This is a genomic window from Vibrio sp. 10N.286.51.B11 (genome assembly GCF_041469245.1).
GTDB lineage: Bacteria > Pseudomonadota > Gammaproteobacteria > Enterobacterales > Vibrionaceae > Vibrio > Vibrio crassostreae_C.
In genome coordinates, this window is record NZ_JBFRKI010000002.1 from 170,051 (window position 1) to 192,601 (window position 22,551).

The 22,551-nt window shown below is 44.8% G+C and carries 20 protein-coding genes; 5 read left to right on the forward strand and 15 right to left on the reverse strand.

Annotated features, from left to right (window positions below):
• Window positions 1-20 precede the first annotated feature (20 nt).
• The gene (gene dinB, locus AB4154_RS01005; RefSeq protein ID WP_029235195.1) at window positions 21-1,097 is read left to right on the forward strand and encodes a DNA polymerase IV; all 1,077 of its coding nucleotides are present in this window, start codon (window positions 21-23) and stop codon (window positions 1,095-1,097) included.
• Between the two features lie 64 nt (window positions 1,098-1,161).
• On the opposite strand, the gene AB4154_RS01010 is transcribed toward dinB, so the two are convergent.
• Window positions 1,162-3,096, reverse strand: a complete 1,935-nt coding sequence (locus AB4154_RS01010) for an ATP-dependent DNA helicase RecQ (RefSeq protein WP_017059916.1) — start codon at window positions 3,094-3,096, stop codon at window positions 1,162-1,164.
• Window positions 3,097-3,241: 145 nt separating this feature from the next.
• Between AB4154_RS01010 and AB4154_RS01015 the strand changes: the two genes are divergently transcribed.
• The 3 genes from AB4154_RS01015 (at window position 3,242) to AB4154_RS01025 (ending at window position 6,231) form a co-directional block, all read left to right on the forward strand.
• Window positions 3,242-3,715, forward strand: coding sequence for a GreA/GreB family elongation factor (locus AB4154_RS01015; protein ID WP_017059917.1), 474 nt, complete (start codon window positions 3,242-3,244; stop codon window positions 3,713-3,715).
• An 88-nt stretch (window positions 3,716-3,803) separates the two neighbouring features.
• Window positions 3,804-4,580, forward strand: coding sequence for a YggN family protein (locus AB4154_RS01020; RefSeq protein WP_137001977.1), 777 nt, complete (start codon window positions 3,804-3,806; stop codon window positions 4,578-4,580).
• A 289-nt stretch (window positions 4,581-4,869) separates the two neighbouring features.
• Complete coding sequence (locus tag AB4154_RS01025; protein WP_017059919.1) at window positions 4,870-6,231, forward strand: sodium-dependent transporter; 1,362 nt, start codon at window positions 4,870-4,872, stop codon at window positions 6,229-6,231.
• A gap of 204 nt (window positions 6,232-6,435) precedes the next feature.
• Here AB4154_RS01025 and lipA read toward each other — a convergent pair whose 3' ends face one another.
• The 12 genes from lipA to leuS form a co-directional block, all read right to left on the reverse strand.
• Window positions 6,436-7,401, reverse strand: a complete 966-nt coding sequence (lipA, locus tag AB4154_RS01030; RefSeq protein WP_017064177.1) for a lipoyl synthase — start codon at window positions 7,399-7,401, stop codon at window positions 6,436-6,438.
• Between the two features lie 4 nt (window positions 7,402-7,405).
• Complete coding sequence (lipB, locus tag AB4154_RS01035) at window positions 7,406-8,065, reverse strand: lipoyl(octanoyl) transferase LipB (RefSeq protein ID WP_017068510.1); 660 nt, start codon at window positions 8,063-8,065, stop codon at window positions 7,406-7,408.
• 195 nt (window positions 8,066-8,260) lie between these two features.
• On the reverse strand, window positions 8,261-8,539 hold the full coding sequence (gene ybeD, locus AB4154_RS01040) for a DUF493 family protein YbeD (protein ID WP_026084358.1): 279 nt from the start codon (window positions 8,537-8,539) through the stop codon (window positions 8,261-8,263).
• Window positions 8,540-8,771: 232 nt separating this feature from the next.
• A complete protein-coding gene (locus AB4154_RS01045) occupies window positions 8,772-9,953 on the reverse strand; it encodes a serine hydrolase (RefSeq protein ID WP_017068508.1) in 1,182 nt (393 codons plus the stop codon).
• 93 nt (window positions 9,954-10,046) lie between these two features.
• A complete protein-coding gene (locus AB4154_RS01050) occupies window positions 10,047-10,886 on the reverse strand; it encodes a septal ring lytic transglycosylase RlpA family protein (protein WP_372122003.1) in 840 nt (279 codons plus the stop codon).
• A 3-nt stretch (window positions 10,887-10,889) separates the two neighbouring features.
• On the reverse strand, window positions 10,890-12,011 hold the full coding sequence (gene rodA, locus AB4154_RS01055; RefSeq protein WP_017062334.1) for a rod shape-determining protein RodA: 1,122 nt from the start codon (window positions 12,009-12,011) through the stop codon (window positions 10,890-10,892).
• Window positions 12,011-13,903, reverse strand: a complete 1,893-nt coding sequence (gene mrdA / locus AB4154_RS01060; RefSeq protein ID WP_017068507.1) for a penicillin-binding protein 2 — start codon at window positions 13,901-13,903, stop codon at window positions 12,011-12,013. Before mrdA ends, rodA begins: the two co-directional genes overlap by 1 nt.
• A 6-nt stretch (window positions 13,904-13,909) precedes the next feature.
• The gene (gene rlmH, locus AB4154_RS01065) at window positions 13,910-14,380 is read right to left on the reverse strand and encodes a 23S rRNA (pseudouridine(1915)-N(3))-methyltransferase RlmH (RefSeq protein WP_017068506.1); all 471 of its coding nucleotides are present in this window, start codon (window positions 14,378-14,380) and stop codon (window positions 13,910-13,912) included.
• A gap of 3 nt (window positions 14,381-14,383) precedes the next feature.
• Window positions 14,384-14,701: a ribosome silencing factor gene (gene rsfS / locus AB4154_RS01070; RefSeq protein WP_004735247.1), complete on the reverse strand. Its 318-nt coding sequence runs from the start codon at window positions 14,699-14,701 to the stop codon at window positions 14,384-14,386.
• Window positions 14,702-14,767: 66 nt separating this feature from the next.
• Complete coding sequence (gene holA, locus AB4154_RS01075) at window positions 14,768-15,793, reverse strand: DNA polymerase III subunit delta (RefSeq protein WP_017068505.1); 1,026 nt, start codon at window positions 15,791-15,793, stop codon at window positions 14,768-14,770.
• A 12-nt stretch (window positions 15,794-15,805) separates the two neighbouring features.
• Window positions 15,806-16,444, reverse strand: coding sequence for an LPS assembly lipoprotein LptE (gene lptE / locus AB4154_RS01080; RefSeq protein WP_017068504.1), 639 nt, complete (start codon window positions 16,442-16,444; stop codon window positions 15,806-15,808).
• A 179-nt stretch (window positions 16,445-16,623) separates the two neighbouring features.
• The gene (gene leuS, locus AB4154_RS01085; RefSeq protein WP_372050899.1) at window positions 16,624-19,200 is read right to left on the reverse strand and encodes a leucine--tRNA ligase; all 2,577 of its coding nucleotides are present in this window, start codon (window positions 19,198-19,200) and stop codon (window positions 16,624-16,626) included.
• 263 nt (window positions 19,201-19,463) lie between these two features.
• Between leuS and AB4154_RS01090 the strand changes: the two genes are divergently transcribed.
• Entirely contained in the window at window positions 19,464-19,934 is a 471-nt protein-coding gene (locus AB4154_RS01090) for a zinc ribbon-containing protein (RefSeq protein ID WP_372122005.1), read from the forward strand.
• A 90-nt stretch (window positions 19,935-20,024) separates the two neighbouring features.
• Here the strand turns inward: AB4154_RS01090 and lnt are convergent, their stop codons facing one another.
• Together lnt and corC are read right to left on the reverse strand one after the other, a co-directional pair.
• A complete protein-coding gene (gene lnt, locus AB4154_RS01095) occupies window positions 20,025-21,542 on the reverse strand; it encodes an apolipoprotein N-acyltransferase (protein WP_017064170.1) in 1,518 nt (505 codons plus the stop codon).
• 32 nt (window positions 21,543-21,574) lie between these two features.
• On the reverse strand, window positions 21,575-22,465 hold the full coding sequence (gene corC, locus AB4154_RS01100) for a CNNM family magnesium/cobalt transport protein CorC (protein WP_012603382.1): 891 nt from the start codon (window positions 22,463-22,465) through the stop codon (window positions 21,575-21,577).
• Between the last annotated feature and the right edge of the window lie 86 nt (window positions 22,466-22,551).

Consider the following 22,551-nt stretch of genomic DNA (forward strand, 5'->3'; position numbering starts at 1 on the left):
TAAGGTTGAGTTATTTCCAAATGTGCAGTTCGGACCAAGAGAAAGTCAGAAAAATAATCCATGTCGATATGGATTGTTTTTACGCGGCTGTAGAAATGCGTGATAACCCTGCTTACCGAAATCGCCCGTTAGCTGTTGGTGGGCATGAAAAGCAACGCGGCGTTTTGAGCACCTGTAATTATGAAGCCCGCAAGTTTGGTGTTCGCTCTGCAATGCCTACCGGAAAGGCCCTACAGCTTTGTCCTAATCTATTGGTTGTGCCGGGAAGAATGTCGGTCTATGTCGAGATATCTAAAAAGATCCGTGAAATCTTCTCTCGATACACATCAATCATTGAACCACTTTCCTTGGATGAAGCTTTCCTTGATGTCACCGATTCTAAGCGGTGTCACGGTTCAGCAACACTTATTGCCGAGTCTATTCGCCGTGATATTTGGAACGAACTGAACCTGACAGCTTCTGCAGGAATTGCACCGATTAAATTCTTGGCGAAAGTGGCCTCAGATCTGAATAAGCCCAATGGTCAGTTTGTTATCCCTCCACAAGACGTGCAATCAGTGATCGATGAGCTACCACTTGAAAAGATTCCCGGTGTCGGCAAAGTGAGCATAGAAAAGCTGCACCAAGCGGGTTTCTTTACTTGTAAGGATATCAAAGAGTCTGACTATCGAGACCTGCTACTCAAGTTTGGCCGTCAAGGTGCATCACTCTGGAAGCGCAGTCATGGCATTGATGATCGAGAAGTTATCATCGAGCGCGAGCGAAAATCGGTAGGTGTAGAGCGCACCTTTACCCAAAACATTTCAAGCTACGCAGAATGTTGGCAGGTAATCGAAGATAAGCTATTTCCTGAACTCGAGACTCGCTTAGAAAAGGCTAGCCCAAGCAAAGCGATCATCAAGCAGGGCATTAAGCTCAAGTTCGCCGACTTTCAACAAACCACGATTGAACACATCCATGCCTCTCTCGATCGTGAACACTTCAAAGAGCTGCTTAGTGAAATACTGAAAAGACAACAGGGGCGAGAAATACGCCTGCTTGGTTTAAGCGTAATGCTGCAACCTAAAGACCAAATGCGTCAGTTGAGCTTCTTTTAAAGATAATGAGTGAGATGAATACCGACTACGCTTCATAGCCTAGTCGGTTTTTTATAAGTAAGAATTACCTAGGAAGTTGTTTTACTCGCGCTAAGGTATCACTGAACGGTTGCTGCTCTAGCTTGCCGTAACCGACCATTTTACTGGCTTTGAGTTTGGTTGAAAGCGGGGTGGCGATTCCACATAAGAAGCGAGTAATTGCCTCGTCGGTAATCAGTTGTTGGCTAGCCGAAATAAACTCATGTATCCATGTCATCACCGTCTCATCATCGATAGGTTCAACATCAACGGTTGGTAAGATTGCCACTTCTCCTCGACATACAGAGCAGTGACCGCAGTTTGTTGGTGCTTTATCATCGGCAAAATAACTCGCAAGGCGTGAGCTTAGGCAAGTATCCGCCTCAAAGAAATTCAGCATTTGGTTAAGGCGGTTTATCTCGCTGTTTTCTTTTGCTTTAAACAACTCAGTTAGACGCTCTGACAGTTGCATCATATCTTCAGAAGTATTGTGGATCGCGTAGACATCGGTGATCTGCTTGCTTTCTAGTTCAATCCAACCTTGTTCATTGAAGTAGTCGATAGCCGCAATCACACGCTGACGATCGGCTTGGAAGTGTGTCCAAAGCGCATCGAAGTCGACTTGGCACCACACTCTTGCTTGAGGAGAGCATTGGAAAATCGCTTCGACAAATTGACGACGTTCACTTTGAAATTGCTCTGTGATCTGCTGTTTCGGACGAATGAACTTAAATTTGTAGTCTGCGAAGTAGCTGTACTTGGGCTCAATCACACCTTCAATTTCGAGATACACCAGTAGTGTTTTTAGCGGTAACTGACGAATGTTGGATTCACGTGATAGTTGATTAAGCATGATCTCCCATTGATTCGAGCCAGAAGCGCCAATGTTTTGATTTTCGTAGATCTCTTTTAATACCGCTTGGATCGATATGTTGTCTGGCGTATCACCAAAAACGAAGTTCTCGAGTGTGCTTAAACCGTGTTTGTTAGCCAGTAAAATACATTCAGACGCTTGCCCATCTCGACCAGCTCTGCCGATCTCTTGTGAGTAGTTTTCGATCGATTTTGGTAAGTCAAAGTGAATCACTCGGCGAATGTTGGACTTATCCACGCCCATACCAAACGCGATAGTTGCGACGATACAGCTCACGTCATCATTCATGAATTGGTGTTGAATAGCATCTCTATTTTCAGGCTTAAGACCCGCATGGTAAGCCACTGCATTAACGCCAGCATTGCGAAGCTGCTGAGCCACCATCTCTGCCGTTTGTTGAAGGGTGACATAAACAATAGTCGGAGCGAGAGAAGCTTGGTTAACCACATTGCACAAGGTTTCTAGCTTACTGGTTTGTTCACAAGGTTGAATCGACAGATCGAGATTTTGACGATAGAAACCCGTAACCACAACGCGCTCCTCATCAATTTCAAACTTTGACTTCATATCTTGGATAACCGCTGTAGTCGCAGTGGCTGTCAGTAGTAGAACCTGAGGAATATTGAGCTGTTTTTGGTATTGAGGAAGCTTCAGGTAGTCGGGTCTGAAGTTGTGTCCCCATTCTGAAATACAGTGCGCTTCATCGACCACAAGCAGTGAGATCGACACTTGGGAGATAAACTGACGAAAGCGTTCGTTCTTCAAGCGCTCGACGGAGATCATGAGGATCTTGGTGTCACCGTTACGCACTGACTGCATAACCTGTTGTGTGGTTTGTCGGTCTTGGCTTGATTCGATTGCCGCTGCGCTAATACCTTTACTGTGCAGGAAAGCGAGTTGGTCTTTCATCAAGGCTAACAGTGGCGATATCACCAAGGTTAAGTGCGGTAACTCTAATGCTGGTAATTGATAGCACAGCGATTTACCTGAGCCTGTCGGGAATATCGCGGCAGTCGAGTGACCAGATAGAACGTTATCAATGACTTGCTTTTGCCCATTGCGCAGTGAGTCGAATCCGAATACTTGTTTTAGCTTCTGCTCAATCATTTATGTTCTACCTGAGTTATTAAGTGTCGTATTGATGCTAAAGCGGGCGCCTATTCATGATAGCGTCGCTTGATGAATCAAATGTCTTGCACCTGATTGTACCTAATTCTATTCTGTAGCTCCTATAGAAAAGCACCCCAATAGTATGAATAAGTCTGAGCTTCGCCAAATAATCATAGAGCAACTCGAATCCCGATTACGTATCGCACAATCTGCGACTCAGCGTGCGATTGATGCTGCGACCGATGAAGAGACTGTGCCTGAACATAAGTACGATACATTGGCATTAGAAGCTTCGTATCTCGCCCATGGTCAAGCGGTGAGGGTACAAGAGTGTGAAGACGATATTCAGTGTTATCGTAACTTAGTGTTGCGTGATAGTGAGAAGGTTACGGTGAGCAGTTACGTTGTGGTCATTGACGAGCATGATCAATATAAACATTTCTTTATGGGGCCGAGAGTCGGCGGACTTTCTGTCACGTGGAATGAGAATGAGATTGCCATCGTGACGGCAAATGCACCTTTTGGCCAGGCTCTAATGGGTAAAGAAGTTGGTGATGAGATTGAGTTTAAGGTCGCAGATAAACAGTTTTGCTACGAAGTTATCTCTATCGACTAACTAACTGACTAATAGATATAAAACGTTTCTCTGACAAAGGAGCATATACCAAGGGTATAGTAATCTGTCAGATTGATGAGAGGATGTTATGAAAAACAATGTATTTATGAAAAACAGTGTATTAATTGCATCACTAACAGCGGTTATCGCTGTTGTGAGCTTGCCAACGTTTGCTGCTCAGTGTCGAGTTGATTTGAAGAATGAACTACGAATTGATGACCAAAAAGTCGAAATCCATCAAGTGAATGGTGATACGGCCGTTTTTGATGATAACAACGACCTCTATATTCATGGTGAGAAGGTTGAGCTTGATGCCGACCAACAAGCGGCGATTGAGAAATATCGCGAAAACATGAGTGAGTACTTACCTCGAGCGAAACAAATGGCCAACGATAGCTTAGCGTTAGCCAATGACGTGATTGATGATATCGCGGCTAGCCTGGATTCACCTGAGTCATTTGATAATGTAAAAGAATCAATGAAAACCTACTTTGCAGAACTGGAAGCGCGTTATTACAAAGATGGCGAATTAGTGTTGCCTGCAGAAAGCTTTGATTCGATGGCCAATGGCTGGTCTGAAGATTTCGAGAAGGCGAAAGAAATCTTTAACCAAGAATTTATCTCTAGCGCTTTTAATGCGATGTCAGAAAAAATGAAACAAGACGGTGGCCTAAACCTGACTGAACTGGCTGACAGTATGGCTGAATTAAAGCTGAAAGTTGAAGAGCGAATGAAAGAACACTCTCAACAAGTACAGGAGGAAGCGAATGAGTTCTGTGATTCACTTGATGAGATGGCAGAACAAGAGCAAGAACTGCATGAAATCATTCCGAACTTAAAAGATTACCAAGTCTTCACAATTTAATTCGAGTCTAGTGATGAATAGTAAGAGCACCGGTCGGTGCTCTTTTTGTTTGTATAAATGGAACCACACGGCGAGTATTTATCTCAATTCAATCCATTTCCTTCTTAAGCCTACTGCTTCGCTTTGTTGCTTATAATTGAACGATAAGACTGGTTTTTTGTTAATTTTGTTGTTCTAAATAGCGCATTGATTGTAAAAATCAGAGAATTGTTCATTTATTGGTTGTGCCTATCATTGCTTTTTATTACTGTACTTCTCAACTAGTTCACTGATTTTTAATGCGGGCGATATGGACCAACAATCTTCCTCTTCAAGAGAGCACTTTAGCTCTCGTTTAGGTTTTATTTTAGCAGCGGCTGGTGCAGCGGTTGGCTTGGGTAATATTTGGGGTTTCCCGACTCAAGTTGCTAGCAACGGTGGTGGCGCTTTCCTTTTAGTCTATTTGATCATGATCTTCGTGGTTGCTTTCCCTATGTTGGTGGTTGAGATGGCTATAGGCCGTCACGGCCAAGCAAACCCAGTTGATAGCATGCGATCTTTGACGACAAACCCTTTGGGTAAGAAAGTCGGTGAGTTTGTCGGTTGGGTTGGACTGAGTGTACCAAGCGCAGTGTTGGCGTTTTACAGTATTGTTGGTGGCTGGTTGATCTGTTTCCTAATTGGTGCGGTCGCGGATCTTATCGGCCTAGAAGCGATTGCTGATTGGTTTAAGGGCTTCAGTGTTGAGCGCAACGTATTTGGTACCGTCGCGTTCTATGTACTGACTATCTTGATTGTGCAGGGCGGTGTTAAGCAAGGCATCGAGAAATGGTCGACTCGTTTGATGCCTGCGCTGTTTGTTTTATTTGGCTTATTGTTTGTTTACATCATGACGCAATCTGGCGCGATGGAAGGCCTAAAACATTACCTTATTCCAGACTTTGAGAAAGTGTGGGATAGAAAACTGATTCTGGCGGCAATGGGACAGGGGTTCTTCTCACTCACTATTGGCGGTTGCTCGATGTTGGTTTATGGCTCTTACTTAAGCAAGAAAGAGAACCTACCAAAAATGGCGATGAACGTAACTCTGGTGGATACTGCTGTCGCTTTTATTGCTGGATTAGTGGTGATGCCAGCAATGTTTGTTGCGATGCAAAAAGGCGTTCAAATCTACGCTGAAGACGGCTCACTATTAAGCTCTGACACTCTAGTATTCACGGTTTTGCCGTTGATGTTTGATAGTTTAGGTGTGCTTGGACAGATCTTTGCGATTGTGTTCTTTTTACTACTAACGATTGCTGCACTGACTTCTTCGATTTCGATGCTTGAAGGCCCGGTTGCGCTAGTGAGTGAGCGTTTCAATACTAGACGAACGCCAACAAGCTGGGTGATTGGTGGTGCTATCGCGCTGTTTAGTGTGGTGATTGTTTACAACTTTGCTGCGATGTTTGGCATGGTAGCGATGATTGCAACTCAGTATCTTCAACCAGTCGCTGCACTGATGTTCTGTGTGTTTGGTGGTTGGGTATGGAGCCGAGCTTCAAAAGTGAAAGAGCTTGAACAAGGCAGTCCTGATTTTCAACTTGGTTGGTTTGGTAAGGTTTGGCCAATGTATGTGAAGTTTGTGTGCCCAATTTTGGTAGCAACGGTTATCTGGGCATCTTTCGGTTAATGCAGAACCCTATCTGGGCTTTTTGAAATTACCTCCTCTGAACTTGAAATATTAAGCACAAAGCCACTCATAAAGAGTGGCTTTGTTGTTTTTATATAAAGCTTAGTGGCACGAAATATAAAGCTATAGCGGCACGAACAAGATAGAAAAAAGGCGCTGAACATAATATTCAGCGCCTTTGCATTGTTCGTTAAGCAATCGTGATTACTTAATTTCCATACCTTGAGCTTGCAAGTCCGCATGGTAAGAAGAACGTACAAACGGGCCACACGCTGCGTGAGTAAAGCCTAGCTCTAGAGCAATCTCTTTCAGCTCATCGAACTCAGAAGGCGGCACGTAGCGTTCTACTGGTAAGTGGTGACGGCTTGGTGCTAGGTATTGACCTAGTGTCAGCATAGTCACACCATGTTCGCGAAGGTCTTTCAGTACTTGAACGATCTCTTCTTTTGTCTCGCCAAGACCCATCATCACACCTGATTTTGTTGGGATATCAGGGTGCTGCTCTTTGAATTTCTTCAGTAGATCAAGAGACCACTTGTAGTTCGCACCTGGACGCGCTTTACGGTATAGACGTGGCGCTGTCTCTAGGTTGTGGTTGAAAACATCTGGCGGGTTGTCTTTCATTAGGTCAAGCGCAACGTCCATACGACCGCGGAAGTCTGGAACCAGTGTTTCGATACGAATATTTGGGTTGAGTTCGCGAATCTCACGGTTACAGTCAGCAAAGTGCTGAGCACCGCCGTCACGCAAGTCATCACGGTCAACTGAAGTGATTACAACGTACTTCAGTTTCATGTCTTGAATTGTTTTAGCCAGTTTCTTCGGCTCTTCAGCTTCAGGAGCAACAGGACGACCATGGGCAACATCACAGAACGGGCAGCGACGAGTACAGATAGCGCCAAGAATCATAAACGTTGCCGTACCGTGGTTGAAACACTCGGCTAGGTTAGGGCAAGACGCTTCTTCACAAACTGAGTGCAGGTTGTTTTTACGCATTGCTGATTTGATTTCTTGAATACGATGGCTGTCTGAAGGAAGTTTAATCTTCATCCATTCAGGCTTACGTAGAACTTCTTTCTGTTCAGCAGGCATATTCTTTACGGGAATTAATGCCATTTTGTCAGCGTCACGATATTTAACGCCTTTTTCCATTTGGATTGGTTTGCTCATGATTTTATGCTTCTGCTGTAATGTTACTGGTGGCTTGAATGTCTACTTGGTCATAGCCGAGTAGCTCTACGAGCTCTTGTATTAACTGTTGCTCAACGTTTTCTAGTTCACTTGGTCCGCCGAGTTGGCTTACCTGCGCCATTTCCATACCTTGGTAACCACATGGGTTAATACGTAGGAATGGAGACAGGTCCATATCGACGTTGAGTGCTAACCCGTGGAACGAGCAGCCACGTCGAATACGTAATCCAAGTGAACAGATTTTCTTGCCATCGACATAAACACCAGGAGCGTCAGGTCGGGCAGCTGAATCTATATTGTAAGCTTTCAGAGTATTGATTACGAGGTTCTCGATATGAGTAACCAAATCACGTACTCCGAATTTCTTGCGGCGGATGTTAATCAGAAAGTAAGCCACTAATTGGCCTGGGCCGTGGTAAGTCACTTGGCCACCGCGATCGCTTTGTATTACAGGGATATCACCGGCATTTAATACATGCTCAGCTTTGCCTGCTTGTCCTTGAGTGAAGACAGGGTTGTGTTCAACCAACCAAACTTGGTCTAGGTCTTCTTCCGTGCGTTCGTCTGTGAACTTATGCATGGCTTTCCATACAGGTTCGTAATCCTGACGGCCTAATTTTTTTACGATTAGCTTATTTTGCAAAGCTGCACTCCCTCAAGGATTAATAAAGTGAACGCATTATAAACGCGAAACATGATTCTAACTACAGACGGACTGCAAGGTTTTTCAACTTTCTTTGTATTTATTGAAAATTAAGTTGAATGAATTTGAGCTAGATAGGGCGCTTTAAACAAAAACAGCGGCAATAAGCCGCTGTTTTTCATGTGTAATCGGAGATTACAGAACCATACGAACGATTTCGATCTCGCCCAATTCTTTATAAAGAGTTTCTACTTGCTCAATTGAAGTCGCAGTAATATTGATAGAAACAGAGTGGTAGTTACCTTTCGCACTTGGTTTTAGCGTTGGGCTGTAGTCACCAGGAGCATGACGCTGGATCACTTCTAGTACTAGCTCAGTCAGTTCTGGCTTAGCGTGGCCCATTACTTTGTAAGTGAATGAACAAGGGAACTCTAAGAGGTCTTTTAGTTTTGCATCAGAATTGATGTTCATGATTAGCTCCAAAAGGCTAGACTCTCGCAAATTGGCGAAATGTCGATAAAAAGCGTGTTCGGTCAACAGACACGAGTAATAAGGCGGAATATTACGTGTAAATATCACCGAACTCAAGATCAACAAAAGCCGCACATGGCGGCTTTTGGTTCGCTAATGAGTAAATCATGAACTTACTCATTAGGTTAGCTATACAACAAGCTTGGGTTTTACCTAGAACAAACCTTTTGCTTGTTTAGAATAAACCCTTGAACAGAAGAACTAGGTAGTCCCATAGACGGCTGAATAGGCTGCCTTGGTCTACATCTTCAAGTGCTAGTAGTGGGTATTCAGCAACGTCTTCACCGTCTACTTGGTAGAATAGTTTACCAACTACATCGCCTTTGCTGATTGGCGCTTCTAGCTCTTTCTCAAGAACGAAGCTTGCCTTCAGGTTCTTAGCTTGACCACGAGGTAGCGTTACGAAAGTATCTTCGTCGACACCCAGTGCAACTGTGTCCTTGCTACCCATCCAGATCTTCTCTTCTACGAAGGTTTCACCGGCTGTGTGTGGTGCCACTGTTTCAAAGAAGCGGAAGCCGTAGCTAAGCAGTTTTTTGCTTTCTGTTTTACGAGCATTCGCATTCTTGGTGCCCATAACTACAGCCACTAGGCGCATTTTGCCTTCTGTCGCTGAGCTTACTAGGCTGTAACCTGCATTGCTTGTGTGGCCCGTTTTGATGCCATCAACGTTCATGCTCTTATCCCATAACAGACCGTTACGGTTGTATTGGGTGATGCCGTTGTATGTGAATTTCTTCTCTGAGTAGATACGGTACTCGTCTGGTACGTCGCGAATCAGCGCCTGACCAAGTAGCGCCATATCGTAAGGCGTTGAGTATAGGTTCGGGTTGTCTAGACCGTGCACGTTAGCAAAGTGCGTGTCTTTCATGCCGATAGAGCTTGCCCAAGCGTTCATTAGGTCAACGAATGCATCTTCAGAGCCAGCGATGTGTTCAGCCATAGCAACACATGCGTCGTTACCTGATTGAATGATGATACCGCGGTTTAATTCTTCAACTTTAACCGTAGTGCCCACTTCAACGAACATCTTAGATGAATCTGGGAAGTTTTTAGCCCAAGCATTTTCACTGATTACAACATCGTCGTTTAGGTTGATGTTGCCACGGTCGAGCTCTTGGCCGATCACGTAGCTCGTCATCATCTTGGTTAAACTTGCTGGAGAAAGCTGAGTATTCATCTCTTTCTCTGCTAGTACTTTGCCTGAATGGTAATCCATCAGAACAAAACCTTTAGCGGCGATTTGAGGTGCATCAGGAACAACAATAGGAGCGGCGAATGACGATGTAGCTATCGTTGCAGAAAGAGCAACAGAAGTAGCAAAAATCGATTTAACAAGTTTATTAGATTTAATCATTTTGAATGCAATTATTTGGTGAACTATTCATATATTAACAGAATCACTCTGTCACACCAGAGCGCTGATTACCAGAAGTAACTGTTAGATTAATTAGCGAGTTAGGGTGTGTTTTTTTATATAAGCTGACGGGTGACCCATCAGCTTAACTTGTTCTAATTTCTCTTGAGTCAGAGCATAGTCATGAAATGGCCCAATCATCAGACGGTAGTTGTCATCATTTGGCTGCAAGAACGTTGCTACTTCTAGCTTTTCGGCTAGATCTTTTGCTAACTTCTCTGTTCTATCTTCATGCGGAGATGTCGCGACTTGAATAATAAATTGCGGTAAAGCAGCCTTTTTATTTGCGTCGGTTGGCATAGCTACAGTAATGACTTCAATCTCAACATTTGCCGTGCCGGTTCTTAACACATCGAGCTTGTAAGCTGCCGCATAACTAAGGTCAATGATTCGGCCTTCATGGAATGGGCCGCGGTCATTGATACGAACAATCGTCGTTTTGTTATTGTCGGTATTCGTCACTTTTACATAGCTTGGAATTGGCAATGTTTTGTGCGCCGCAGACATCGAATACATGTCGTAGATCTCGCCATTAGACGTTAAGTGACCATGAAACTTCTTACCGTACCAAGAGGCTTTGCCTTTCTCAGTAAAACCTTCGGTTTTCTTTACGATCTTGTAGTCTTCGCCACGCAAAGTGTAATCCGTATTACCACCTAAACTATAAGGTTCATACTGAGGGTGAGCATCCTCGAGATGCTCTACTGAGATCGGTGCGTCTGGTGCAATATCTGAATCAATATCGTAGCGGCCTGTTGGCTGCTTTGAAGAACAACCATTGATTAAAATCGCTAGCCCTAAGATAGAGGCTATTTTTTTGATTGGCAGCTCATCAACCAAGGATGCTTTTTTTGGAAACGTTGTAATAGACATCGATTAGGTCGCCTTTGAGAATGCTTTTCTGTGTGTATGGATCGACATTAAAATACCAAAACCAGCCATAAGGGTAACCATTGAAGTACCACCATAACTGACTAAAGGAAGAGGAACACCAACCACAGGTAGAATGCCACTTACCATGCCAATGTTTACAAAAATATAAACGAAGAAGCTCAGTACAATACTGCCGCCCATCATTCGACCGAATGCGGTTTGAGCTTGGCTCGCAAGCACTAAGCCACGTCCAATAATAAACAGGTAGATAGCAAGCAAGAACAAGATACCAATCATGCCCCACTCTTCGGCGATGACCGCAAAAATGAAGTCGGTGTGGCGCTCTGGAATGAATTCTAATTGAGATTGAGTGCCTTGCAGCCAACCTTTTCCTGATATACCACCTGAACCTATCGCAATCTTACTTTGAATGATGTGGTAACCCGCACCTAATGGATCTGATTCAGGATCAAAGAGGGTTCTAACACGCACTTTTTGATATTCACGCATCAAGAAGAACCATAGGATTGGGATAAATGCCCCTAATGCGATTGCCGCGCTAGCAATGATTTTCCAACTGATACCAGCCAGGAATATCACGAAGATACCAGATGCGGCGATAAGGATAGATGTACCTAGGTCAGGCTGCTTTGCGATTAGAATCGTCGGTACAAACACCATCACTAGCGAGATCGCTAATGTTTGGAATGTTGGTGGAAGTGAGCGCTTACCGATAAATCGTGCCAGCATCAAAGGCACCGCGAGCTTTAATAGCTCTGACGGTTGGAATCGAACAAAGCCGAAGTTTAACCAACGCTGGGCGCCTTTAGAGGCTTCACCAAAGAACAACACGCCCAATAGCAAGATGACACCACCTACAAATAGCAGTGGTGCCAAGGTTTCATAAGTACGAGGTGAGATTTGCGCTAGGAAGATCATCACACCTAAAGACAGAGCCATGCGCATCGCCTGGCGGTCCATCATCGCAAGGCTTTGTCCGCTTGCGCTGTACATGATCAGCAGGGCAAAGCCCATTAAAACCAGAATGCCAAGCAAAAGCGGCAGGTCGATATGCAGCCTTTCGAATAGGGCTCTATTTCGTCCAGTTGAAGGATCAAGTTTCATTATTTAATTGGCTCACTTTGATAATCTTCTGCAAGGATAATATGGTCTAAAATCCTTCTTACTACTGGGCCGCCGTTAGAAGAACCGCCACCTGCGTTCTCTAGAACGATAGTCACGACGGCTTCAGGATCTTCAAAAGGCGCGTAACCCGTAAAGAGGGCGTGATCGCGTAAGTGCTCTGCGATTTCATCCGCGTTGTACTCTTCATCTTCTTTTAAACCGAATACCTGTGCGGTACCCGATTTACCAGCGGTTTGGTAAGACATCTTCTGGAATGAACGTCTTGCCGTACCTTTCTTACCGTGGTTAGCCAGCCTCATACCTTCCTGAGCGATATCCCAATACTTCTTCTTAACCCCGGTTAGCGGTGGGTAAGTTTCAATGTCCGACATGATTTGTTCATCGAATGGACGACCGTTATCAATGGTTGAACGAAGTAGGTGAGGTGCGGTTACTTCACCTTCATTGACCAAAACTGATGTGGCTTTTGCAATCTGCATGGGTGTTGCAGTCCAGTAGCCTTGGCCAATACCAACTGGGATGGTGTCACCTTGGTACCAAGGCACACGGTGTCTTGCCATCTTCCAATCACGAGTTGGCATATTGGCTTTGCTTTCTTCATAAATATCGATGCCAGTATAATCACCAAAGCCGAACATCATCATCCATTTGGATATGCGATCAATGCCGAGATCATAAGCAATTTGGTAAAAGAAGGTATCCACCGACTCTTCAATCGCTTTTTCTATATCCACGACACCGTGTCCCCAACGCAACCAGTCACGGAATGGTCTCGTTTTTGAGTTTGGTATCTTCCAATAGCCTGGGTCATTGCGCGTAGTGTTTGGTGTAATAACACCTTCTTGCAGAGCAGCAACAGCAATGAAGGGTTTGATCGTCGATGCTGGTGGGTAAATCCCTAGCGTGGCACGGTTAACCAAAGGGCGGTTTTTGTCTTGAAGTAGCGCGTTATAGCCTTTAGACGAGATACCATGCACGAATGCGTTTGGGTCGTAGCTTGGGCTCGATACCATGGCTAACACGCCATTGTCTTTCGGATCGAGAACGATAGCTGAACCACGGCGGCCATCAAGTAACTTATGTACGTATAGCTGTAGCTTGATATCTAAGTTAAGTACGATATCTTTGCCTGGAACCGAAGGGACAAATTTGAGGGTACGAATCACTCGTCCACGACTGTTAACTTCGACTTCTTGGTAGCCAGCTGTACCGTGCAACATATCTTCGTAATAACGCTCAATACCCAACTTACCGATATCACGTGTAGCTTGGTAATTGGCGTCTTTTTCTTCTCGCATCAAGCGCTGCATATCACGGTCATTGATGCGCGATACATAGCCTATTACGTGAGTGAGCACATCACCGTAAGGGTAGAAACGCTTCAAAGTTCCCGTAACTTCAACACCTGGGAATTTGTGTTGGTTTACAGAGAAGACGGCAACTTGTTCTTCAGACAGTTGATTAAGAATAGGTACTGATTTAAAGCGTCGTGAATTACGACGATCACGATTAAAGCGCTCGATACGCTCTGGCGGGATCTCAATTAATGCTTGCAGACGAGCAAGCGTGTCATCCATATCTTTAATTTTTTCGGGTATGATTTCTAGATTGAAAACAGGACGGTTTTCGGCAAGAAGTATACCGTTGCGATCGTAAATCAAACCACGGTTAGGGGCGATCGGAACGACCTTGATACGGTTGTCGTTAGAACGAGTTTTATAGTCTTGGTATTGATTGACCTGAATGTTGTACAGGTTAACAACCAACATCGACATCATGACTATGATCCCCGCAAACGCAACAAAAGCACGGCTAGTAAATAGTCGTGCTTCTGCTTTGTAATCGCGGATTTGGCTACGTTTACGTAACATTAACGCTTATTCTCGATGATAAGGGTGGTTAGCAGTGATGCTCCAAGCTCGATACAAGCTTTCAGCCATGATAACGCGTACTAATGGGTGAGGGAGAGTAAGCGCAGACAGAGACCAACTTTGGTCTGCGGCCGCTTTACATGCAGGTGCTAATCCTTCAGGCCCGCCAATTAGGATAGATACGTCACGTCCATCCAGCTTCCAACTTTCTAATTGCTCAGCAAGTTGAGGTGTATCCCACTTTCTACCTGGGATATCGAGCGTGACAATACGGTTGCCTTTTGGAACTGCAGCCAGCATCGCTTCACCTTCTTTTTGAAGAATGCGTGCAATATCTGCATTTTTACCGCGCTTTCCTGCAGTAATTTCAATGAGCTCTAATGGCATATCGTGAGGGAAGCGGCGTTTGTATTCTTGAAACCCTTCTTCAACCCACTTTGGCATTTTTGTGCCAACTGCGATTAACTGGATCTTCAAAGCTTAGCCCCAAAGTTTTTCTAGTTGGTACAGCTCACGATGCTCTTCTTGCATAACGTGAAGCATGCTTGTGCCCATATCTAGAACAACCCATTCACCTTCTTGCTGGCCGTCCATACCTAGAGGTTGCATACCCGCTTTACGCACTTCATCAGCAACATGCTGTGCAATAGAGGCAACATGGCGTTTAGAGGTGCCAGTACAAACAATCATGTAATCAGTAACGCTTGATTTGCCTTCTACATCGATAGTTACAATCGATTCTGCTTTCATGTCGTCGGCTTTGTCTGCAAGAAAATCTTTTAGTTCTTCACGTAACACTGGGTGTTCCTTTAATCTGAATTTAGCTTTGTTTAGGGCTTGTTGACCCTAGAATATAACACGCTTTTATGCGTGGAATGGTATTGAAGCTGAAGGGATACAAAACTCTACGCTTAACTGATGAATTAGTGGCCAAGGCGACTGCTCATATTGAGTTTTTGTCATCAATTCAGCTTGAGTGAGCAACGCGAACAAAGAGTGTAATTGAGAAATCGAAACTCTTGTTAGCGCGGCGTTATAAAGAGGCTTTTTAGATTGCCAGATACGGTGTTTTTCGAAGACCTGACCAATCGGCATCTGTTTCATTTGTTGCTGCATTTGTAATAGCAGAGCAAGCTCTCGTTGTATGCTACGTAATAAAATGACGGGTTCGACACCTTCAGCTTCTAGCTGACGCAGGATTCGTTGTGCTCGGTTACCTTTGCCTGCCAATAACGCATCACTCCAATGGAATGGAGTAAAATGGTTGTGTCGACTCAGCGATTCTTCTAAGCGTACTAACGTGAGTTTTCCATCTGGGTATTGGAGAGCCAGTTTTTCTAGGCTTTGGGTGAGAGCAAATAGATTACCCTCATGCCATTGCGCCAGCATTTGAATCGCTTCAGGGTCTGGCGTTAAACCGATTTGACGGCAACGCGCTTGGACAAACTGAGGTAACCGACTGACATCTGGCGTTAGGCAACTGACCCAGTGACCCTGATTCGAAAGAGCCTTAAACCACTTAGCGCTTTCTTGAGCTTTGGTGAGCTTAGTGCCCACCAAGATTAACAAGATATCACTGTGGATATGCTCGGAGATTGCGAGTAGCTCTTTCGCTATTGCGGCATTGACGCCTGACTCTGGCAGTTCAAGCTCGATGACCTGACGGCTAGAGAATAGGCTCAGTGCTTGAGTGCAGTCGTAGACTTGATTCCAGTCGAGACTGCTATCAATCGCAAAGCGGTGACGTTCTTCAAAGCCTTGCTGTTTTGCAGCCTTTTGAATCGCTTCTCGGCTCTCTTGCAACAGTAGCGGTTCGTTACCAAAAATTAGGTAAACATTACTCAACTGTTTAATAAGTTGCTCTGATAAGCGGTCAGCAAAAATACGCATCAAATAAACCTATTACTCAGCCGAATCGCTAAGTGTTGGTTGTTCTTCTGAAGCTGGTACGATCTCAACATTCTTGATGTTGTATTGCTTTTCGAGTTCTTTCACTTGAACGTGCTCTAGTGCATCTAGGTCCATGCTATCAGCTGCAATGTTCGCTTTTAGTCGAGCCATCTGACGAAGGATTTGGCTTGTTGCCAACTTACGCATCTCATCTTCGATCATGTCTCGTTCAACCGACTTCGCAAGTGCAGTTAGCGGGTTATCTAGGTAACTACGGGTTACGCTGGTTGAGAACGTCTTTGAGCCTAGATCCGGGACAGTTACGCGGTATGAAGCGCGGAATGTCAGTTCTTTCTCTGCTGCACGAGTGTTTTGGTATAGAGACAGAGTTCGCTCACCTACGCTCTCACTAATAATATGCAGGTTAGGTGTATTCTCAGCCGGTGGCACAATTTCTACATCATTCATACGCAGTTGACCTTTCATCATACGTGTAAACGTACTGTATTGGTCGTAACTGGTTACGGAGATCTTGTTGAGTTCTTCTGGTACGGAGTAATCACCACGTAGGTGGAAACCACACGCACTTAATAGGCTGACGGTTAAAACAACAACAGTAACTTTCAATGAAGATAGTGAAATCAGGCGCATTATTTGATGGCTCTCATGAAGGTAGAATACTTATTTAAAGGCTTTAGTTCGTTTGAGTGGTTAGGCTCAAGTCTAAAGCGCTTAAATAAGTAGACAGGGCAATTAGCTACCCTGTCTACAGACTGCTTTTGATGAATTAAGTTCGTTAATTCTTTAGCAATTGCATTGTGCTAACGAAATTAGTTAGCAACGATGTTTAGAAGCTTACCTGGTACGAAGATAACTTTACGGATAGTTAAGCCATCTAGGAACTTCTTAGCGTTCTCATCGTTTAGACCAAGCTCACGAACTTGCTCTTCTGTTGCATCAGCAGCAACGGTTAGTTTCGCACGTAGCTTACCGTTGATCATAACAACGATAGTTTTCTCGTCTTCAACTAGCGCTTTCTCATCGAAAGTTGGCCATGTTGCTGAGTCTACGTTTGATTCACCCAGTGCAATCCACATTTCGTAAGAGATGTGTGGCGTCATTGGGTAAAGCATGCGTACTACCGCTTTTAGCGCTTCGTCAAGGATTGCACGGTCTTGTGCAGATTCTTGAGGTGCTTTCGCCAGCTTGTTCATCAGTTCCATGATTGCAGCGATTGCCGTGTTGAACGTTTGGCGACGGCCAATATCGTCCGTTACTTTCGCGATAGTTTTATGGATATCACGACGAAGTGCTTTTTGGTCGCCAGATAGCGCAGAAGCATCAACAGATTCAGCAGCACCCTTAGAAGAGTGAGCGTGAACCAATTTCCAAACACGTTTAAGGAAGCGGTTAGCCCCTTCAACGCCAGACTCTTGCCACTCAAGCGTCATGTCTGCAGGTGATGCAAACATCATGAATAGACGTACTGTATCAGCGCCGTACTTGTCTACCATCTCTTGTGGGTCGATACCGTTGTTCTTAGACTTAGACATTTTGATCATGCCTGAGTGTTCAACTTCACGACCTTGATCGTCGACTGCTTTTTCGATGCGACCTTTACCGTCACGTTCAACCGTTACGTCAGTCGGTGCAATCCACTCTTTGGTGCCTTTTTCGTTTTCGTGATAGAACGCGTCAGCCAGAACCATGCCTTGACATAGTAGTTGCTTGAACGGTTCATCAGACGTCACGTAGCCAGCATCACGTAGAAGCTTATGGAAGAAACGAGAGTAAAGCAGGTGCATACAAGCGTGCTCGATACCACCAACGTATTGGTCAACTGGTAGCCAGTAGTTTGCTTTCTCTGGATCTAGAATGTCGTCTGCTTGCGGTGAACAGTAACGTGCGTAGTACCAAGAAGACTCCATAAACGTATCGAACGTGTCAGTCTCACGTAGAGCGGGTTCGCCGTTGAATGTTGTTTCAGCCCAAGACTTGTCAGCCTTGATTGGGCTCGTTACGCCATCCATTACTACATCTTCAGGAAGAATGACTGGCAGTTGGTCTGCTGGTACTGGGTGAACTTCACCGTCTTCAGTGGTTACCATTGGGATTGGAGCGCCCCAGTAACGTTGACGAGATACACCCCAGTCACGTAGACGGAAGTTTACTGTCTTCTTACCTTTGCCTTCAGCTTCAAGCTTCGCAGCAATTGCATCGAATGCTTCTTGGAAAGCAAGACCATCGAATTCACCAGAATCGAACAATACACCTTTCTCTGTGTAAGCCGCTTCAGAAACGTCTAGCTCAGAACCGTCTTCAGGCTTGATTACTGGGATGATGTCGATGCCGTACTTAGTTGCGAATTCGTAGTCACGTTGATCGTGAGCAGGAACCGCCATTACCGCACCTGTGCCATAATCCATAAGAACGAAGTTTGCTACATATACAGGAACAACACGACCGTTAAGAGGGTGGATAGCCGTTAGACCAGTATCCATGCCTTTCTTTTCCATCGTTGCTAGTTCAGCTTCAGCAACTTTAGTGTTGCGACACTCTTCAACGAATGCTGCAAGCTCAGGGTTGTTTTGAGATGCTTTCTCTGCAAGTGGGTGACCTGCAGCGATACCAACGTAAGAAACACCCATTAGTGTGTCTGGACGAGTTGTGTACACTTCCAGTGGCGCTTCTTCACCGTTAACAGCGAAAGATAGCTCAACACCTTCAGAGCGGCCGATCCAGTTGCGCTGCATGGTCTTAACCATTTCAGGCCAACCTTCAAGGTTGTCTAAATCGTCTAGTAGCTCTTGAGCGTACTCAGTGATCTTAATGAACCACTGTGGGATTTTCTTTTGTTCTACTGGAGTATCACAACGCCAGCAGCAGCCATCTTCTACTTGCTCGTTTGCAAGTACAGTTTGGTCGTTCGGACACCAGTTCACTGAAGATGTCTTCTTGTAAACTAGGCCTTTTTCGTAAAGCTTAGTGAAGAACTCTTGTTCCCAACGGTAGTACTCAGGCGTACACGTTGCGAATTCACGGTTCCAGTCGTAACCAAAGCCTAGAAGCTTAAGCTGGTTCTTCATGTACTCAATGTTTTCGTAAGTCCATGGTGCAGGTGCTGTATTGTTTTTAACAGCGGCGTTTTCTGCAGGTAGGCCGAATGCATCCCAACCAATTGGCTGCATTACGTTTTTGCCTTGTAGACGTTGGAAACGAGATACCACATCACCGATGGTGTAGTTACGCACGTGACCCATGTGCAGTCGGCCACTTGGGTAAGGGAACATAGAAAGACAGTAGAATTTTTCTTTGTTTGGGTCTTCACTTACAACGAAAGTCTCGCTGTTATCCCAGTGTTGTTGAACCTTTTGTTCAATCTCTTGCGGGTTATATTGTTCTTGCATCGATGGTATCCGGTTATCTTGGAATTTGTGAGTTCGGTTAGAACAGAATCTTACAGATCGTCATAGAATACCTAAAGGAGCTGAGTACAACAATAGTTATACCCTTCATACTTGCAGTTGCCGCTTAGTAGATTGTGTAATTTTCACTGAATTTCGCAGGGCAACTATACTTAAGAGTATGAATTGCATTTGTTTGTAAGCGGGAGTGCATTGCAGCGCATCCGTTTGCTCACTAAAAGGTTGGTTATCTTAAGGAGGTTGTTATGCCGAAGAAAAAAGCGCTCTATGAAGAAGTCGTCGAAGAGGTGATTGAAACGCTGAAGCATAGCCCTGAAGAGCTCAACAACAAAATCGAAACGTCGGGCAAGTTTGCGAAAGCAGCTAATGATATGACTAAAGATGAGCTTTCATTGATCTCTGCCTACGTGAAGTCGGACTTAAAAGAGTTTTCCGAAAGCTATGAAGAGAGTAAAAGCGGTCCATTCTATTTGATGATTGCGAACTCTATTTGGCAAGGGCTGTTGGATATTACTGATCGTACTAAGGTGGAATGGGTTGAACTGTTCCAAGACTTAGAACACCAAGGCTTGTATCAAGCGGGTGAAGTCATTGGCTTGGGAACCTTAGTATGTGACGAGTGTGGTCACCAAACCGAATATAACCACCCAACCAATATCATTCCATGCATTAAATGTGGTTCTAAAGGGTTTAGTCGTAAAGCCCTTAAACCGTAAGCTTCTGAACCATAGCGTATCAACGAAAAACCACAGCAATGAAAAAGGGTTGACCCGATCAGTCAACCCTCAAATCACTTTTCGTCGAATCTAGCTTTTTGGCTTTCTAATTACCCAACCAATCACCAAGCTGAGCATCGCCCAGATATACAGTGGCCAAGTACCTACTGTGTGATAAGGCGTTTGACCATCCGTTGAAATGAGTTCAGCTTTTAACACTGCCGTTTCAAACTGAGGCACTTGCTTGATTATATTGCCTTTGTAATCAGTAACTGCCGTCACACCGTTGTTGGTCGAGCGAATAACCGGCTTACCAAGCTCCAGAGCACGCATCTGTGCAATTTCCATATGTTGCAGAGGGCCAATCGAACGACCAAACCACGCATCGTTAGAGAGCGTTAAAATAAAGTCAGTCTCGTCGGTTACGTTCTGTCTAACTTGATCATTAAAGATGATCTCATAACACAGTGCCGGCGCTAAGTGACGACCATTTGCCACTATGTTTGGTTGAACAAAGTCGCCACGGCTAAATGATGACATTGGCAAGTTAAAGAAAGGTGCTAATGGACGCAAGATATCTTCAAACGGCACAAACTCACCAAATGGTAACAGGTGGTGTTTATGGTAGCGTTCGTCTGGATCGTAGCTGTACTCACCGTATGGATTCACACCGAGAGAAAGAACACTGTTGTAGTATTTCTTATCTTCAGACTGATTCAGCACACCGGTAATGATCGAACTGTTGTTCATCTTCGCTGCGCTATCCAAGTTACGTAGGAAAGATGGGATCTCAACTTCGAATGCTGGAATAGCCGCTTCAGGCCAGATGATGATATCCGCTCCCCAGTTTTCTCTGCTTAGGTCGGTGTACTTCATCATGGTCGGCCAGCGATGACTCGGCAGCCATTTGCTGTCTTGATCGACGTTGCCTTGGATTAAGACGACTGACGTGGTTTTTTCAGGGTTCGGCGTGACCCAGTCGATGTTGCGAATACCAAAGCCTGCACTAAATACGACGGCGGGAATGAGAGCGATGCTCCAAGCTCGGTTAACAATCGCATAAGTGAATGCAGAGGCTGAAACAATGATCGCTAAAGTTACTAGCTCTACGCCGCCAATCGGTGCAAATGAACCCAATGGCGAATCGATTTGGCTGTAGCCTAACCAAAGCCAAGGGAAGCCCGTCATTACCCAGCCACGCAGCCAATCACAGACTAGCCAGAATGCAGGAGCTGCAAGGAAAAAGCGGCTTAGGTTATTGGCAGGGAAGAATTTATTCAAACCCCAGGTAAATAGCCCTGAATAAACGGCTAGGTAGCCAACAAGCAATGCCATCAAAAATAGGTTGGCTGCCAGTGGCATGCCGCCAAAACCATCAATGCTGACGTATACCCAGCTGATACCTGTGGTGAATTGACCTAAACCCCATGCGTAGCCAATCCAAAGCGCACTTTTAGGAGAGCGGTTGTGGATCAGTAACAGCAGCAAAGCTGGGCTGAGAATAGCAAGAGGCCATATAGAGTATGGAGCGAATGAAAGGGTGGTTATAGCGCCAACAAAAACGGCCGCAAGCGGCCGTAATAGGCGATGAATAAAGGTATTAGTCATCTAATTTCTGTCATCTCTTTAGAGAGAAGTTGTTATTCTTCGATAGTCGGAAGAGGCTGTTCGTCAGGAATGGTTACCTGTAGCTGAATCACACGACGGTTATCTGCTGATGTTATTTTGAAATGGTAGTTTTCGATTTCTACAATTTCGCCACGAACCGGCAGGTGGCCGAGTGCTGTCATAACCATGCCGCCTACCGTATCCACTTCGTCGTCACTAAAGGCAGTGTTAAACGTATCGTTGAACTCTTCAATAGTGGTTAAAGCTTTTACAGAGAAGGTATGCTTACTCAGCTTACGAATATCTAGCTCTTCTTCATCGTCGAACTCGTCTTCAATTTCACCAACGATTTCTTCGAGGATATCTTCAATGGTTACCAGGCCAGAAACTCCACCAAACTCATCGACAACGATAGACATGTGGTAACGCTCTTCTTGGAACTCCTTAAGCAGGCGATCAACTCGCTTACTTTCAGGAACAACCACGACAGGGCGAATCACTTGTTCGATATCAAATGGAGCACTTTCTGAACCCAAATACTTAAGTAGGTCCTTCGCTAATAGAATGCCTTCAACATGGTCTTTATCTTCACTGATCACTGGGTAGCGAGAGTGTTGAGCATCAGTAATGAGCGCAATCAATGTATCTAGATCATCTGTGCGTTCAACTGTAACCATTTGAGAGCGAGGCAGCATGATATCGCGTACTCGCATCTCTGAAATTTCCATAACACCCTCGAGCATGTCGCGTGTGTCGTGGTCAATTAGGTCATTAATTTCTGAGTCGCGGATTACATCTACGAGCTCTTGGCGATCTTTTACTTCACCTTGAAATAGTTGGCCTAGGCGTTCAAAGAAGGACTTTCTACTCGGACCTTCAGATTTTTTACTTCCCTCAGAAGTGGGGGGGTTACCTTCGTTCATGATTTCTCAAAAAATAACGCTATCAGAAGTGTGATAGCACACGTTACAACTCAGATTCCTGTGAAAATCACAGGTTCGATGAGTTA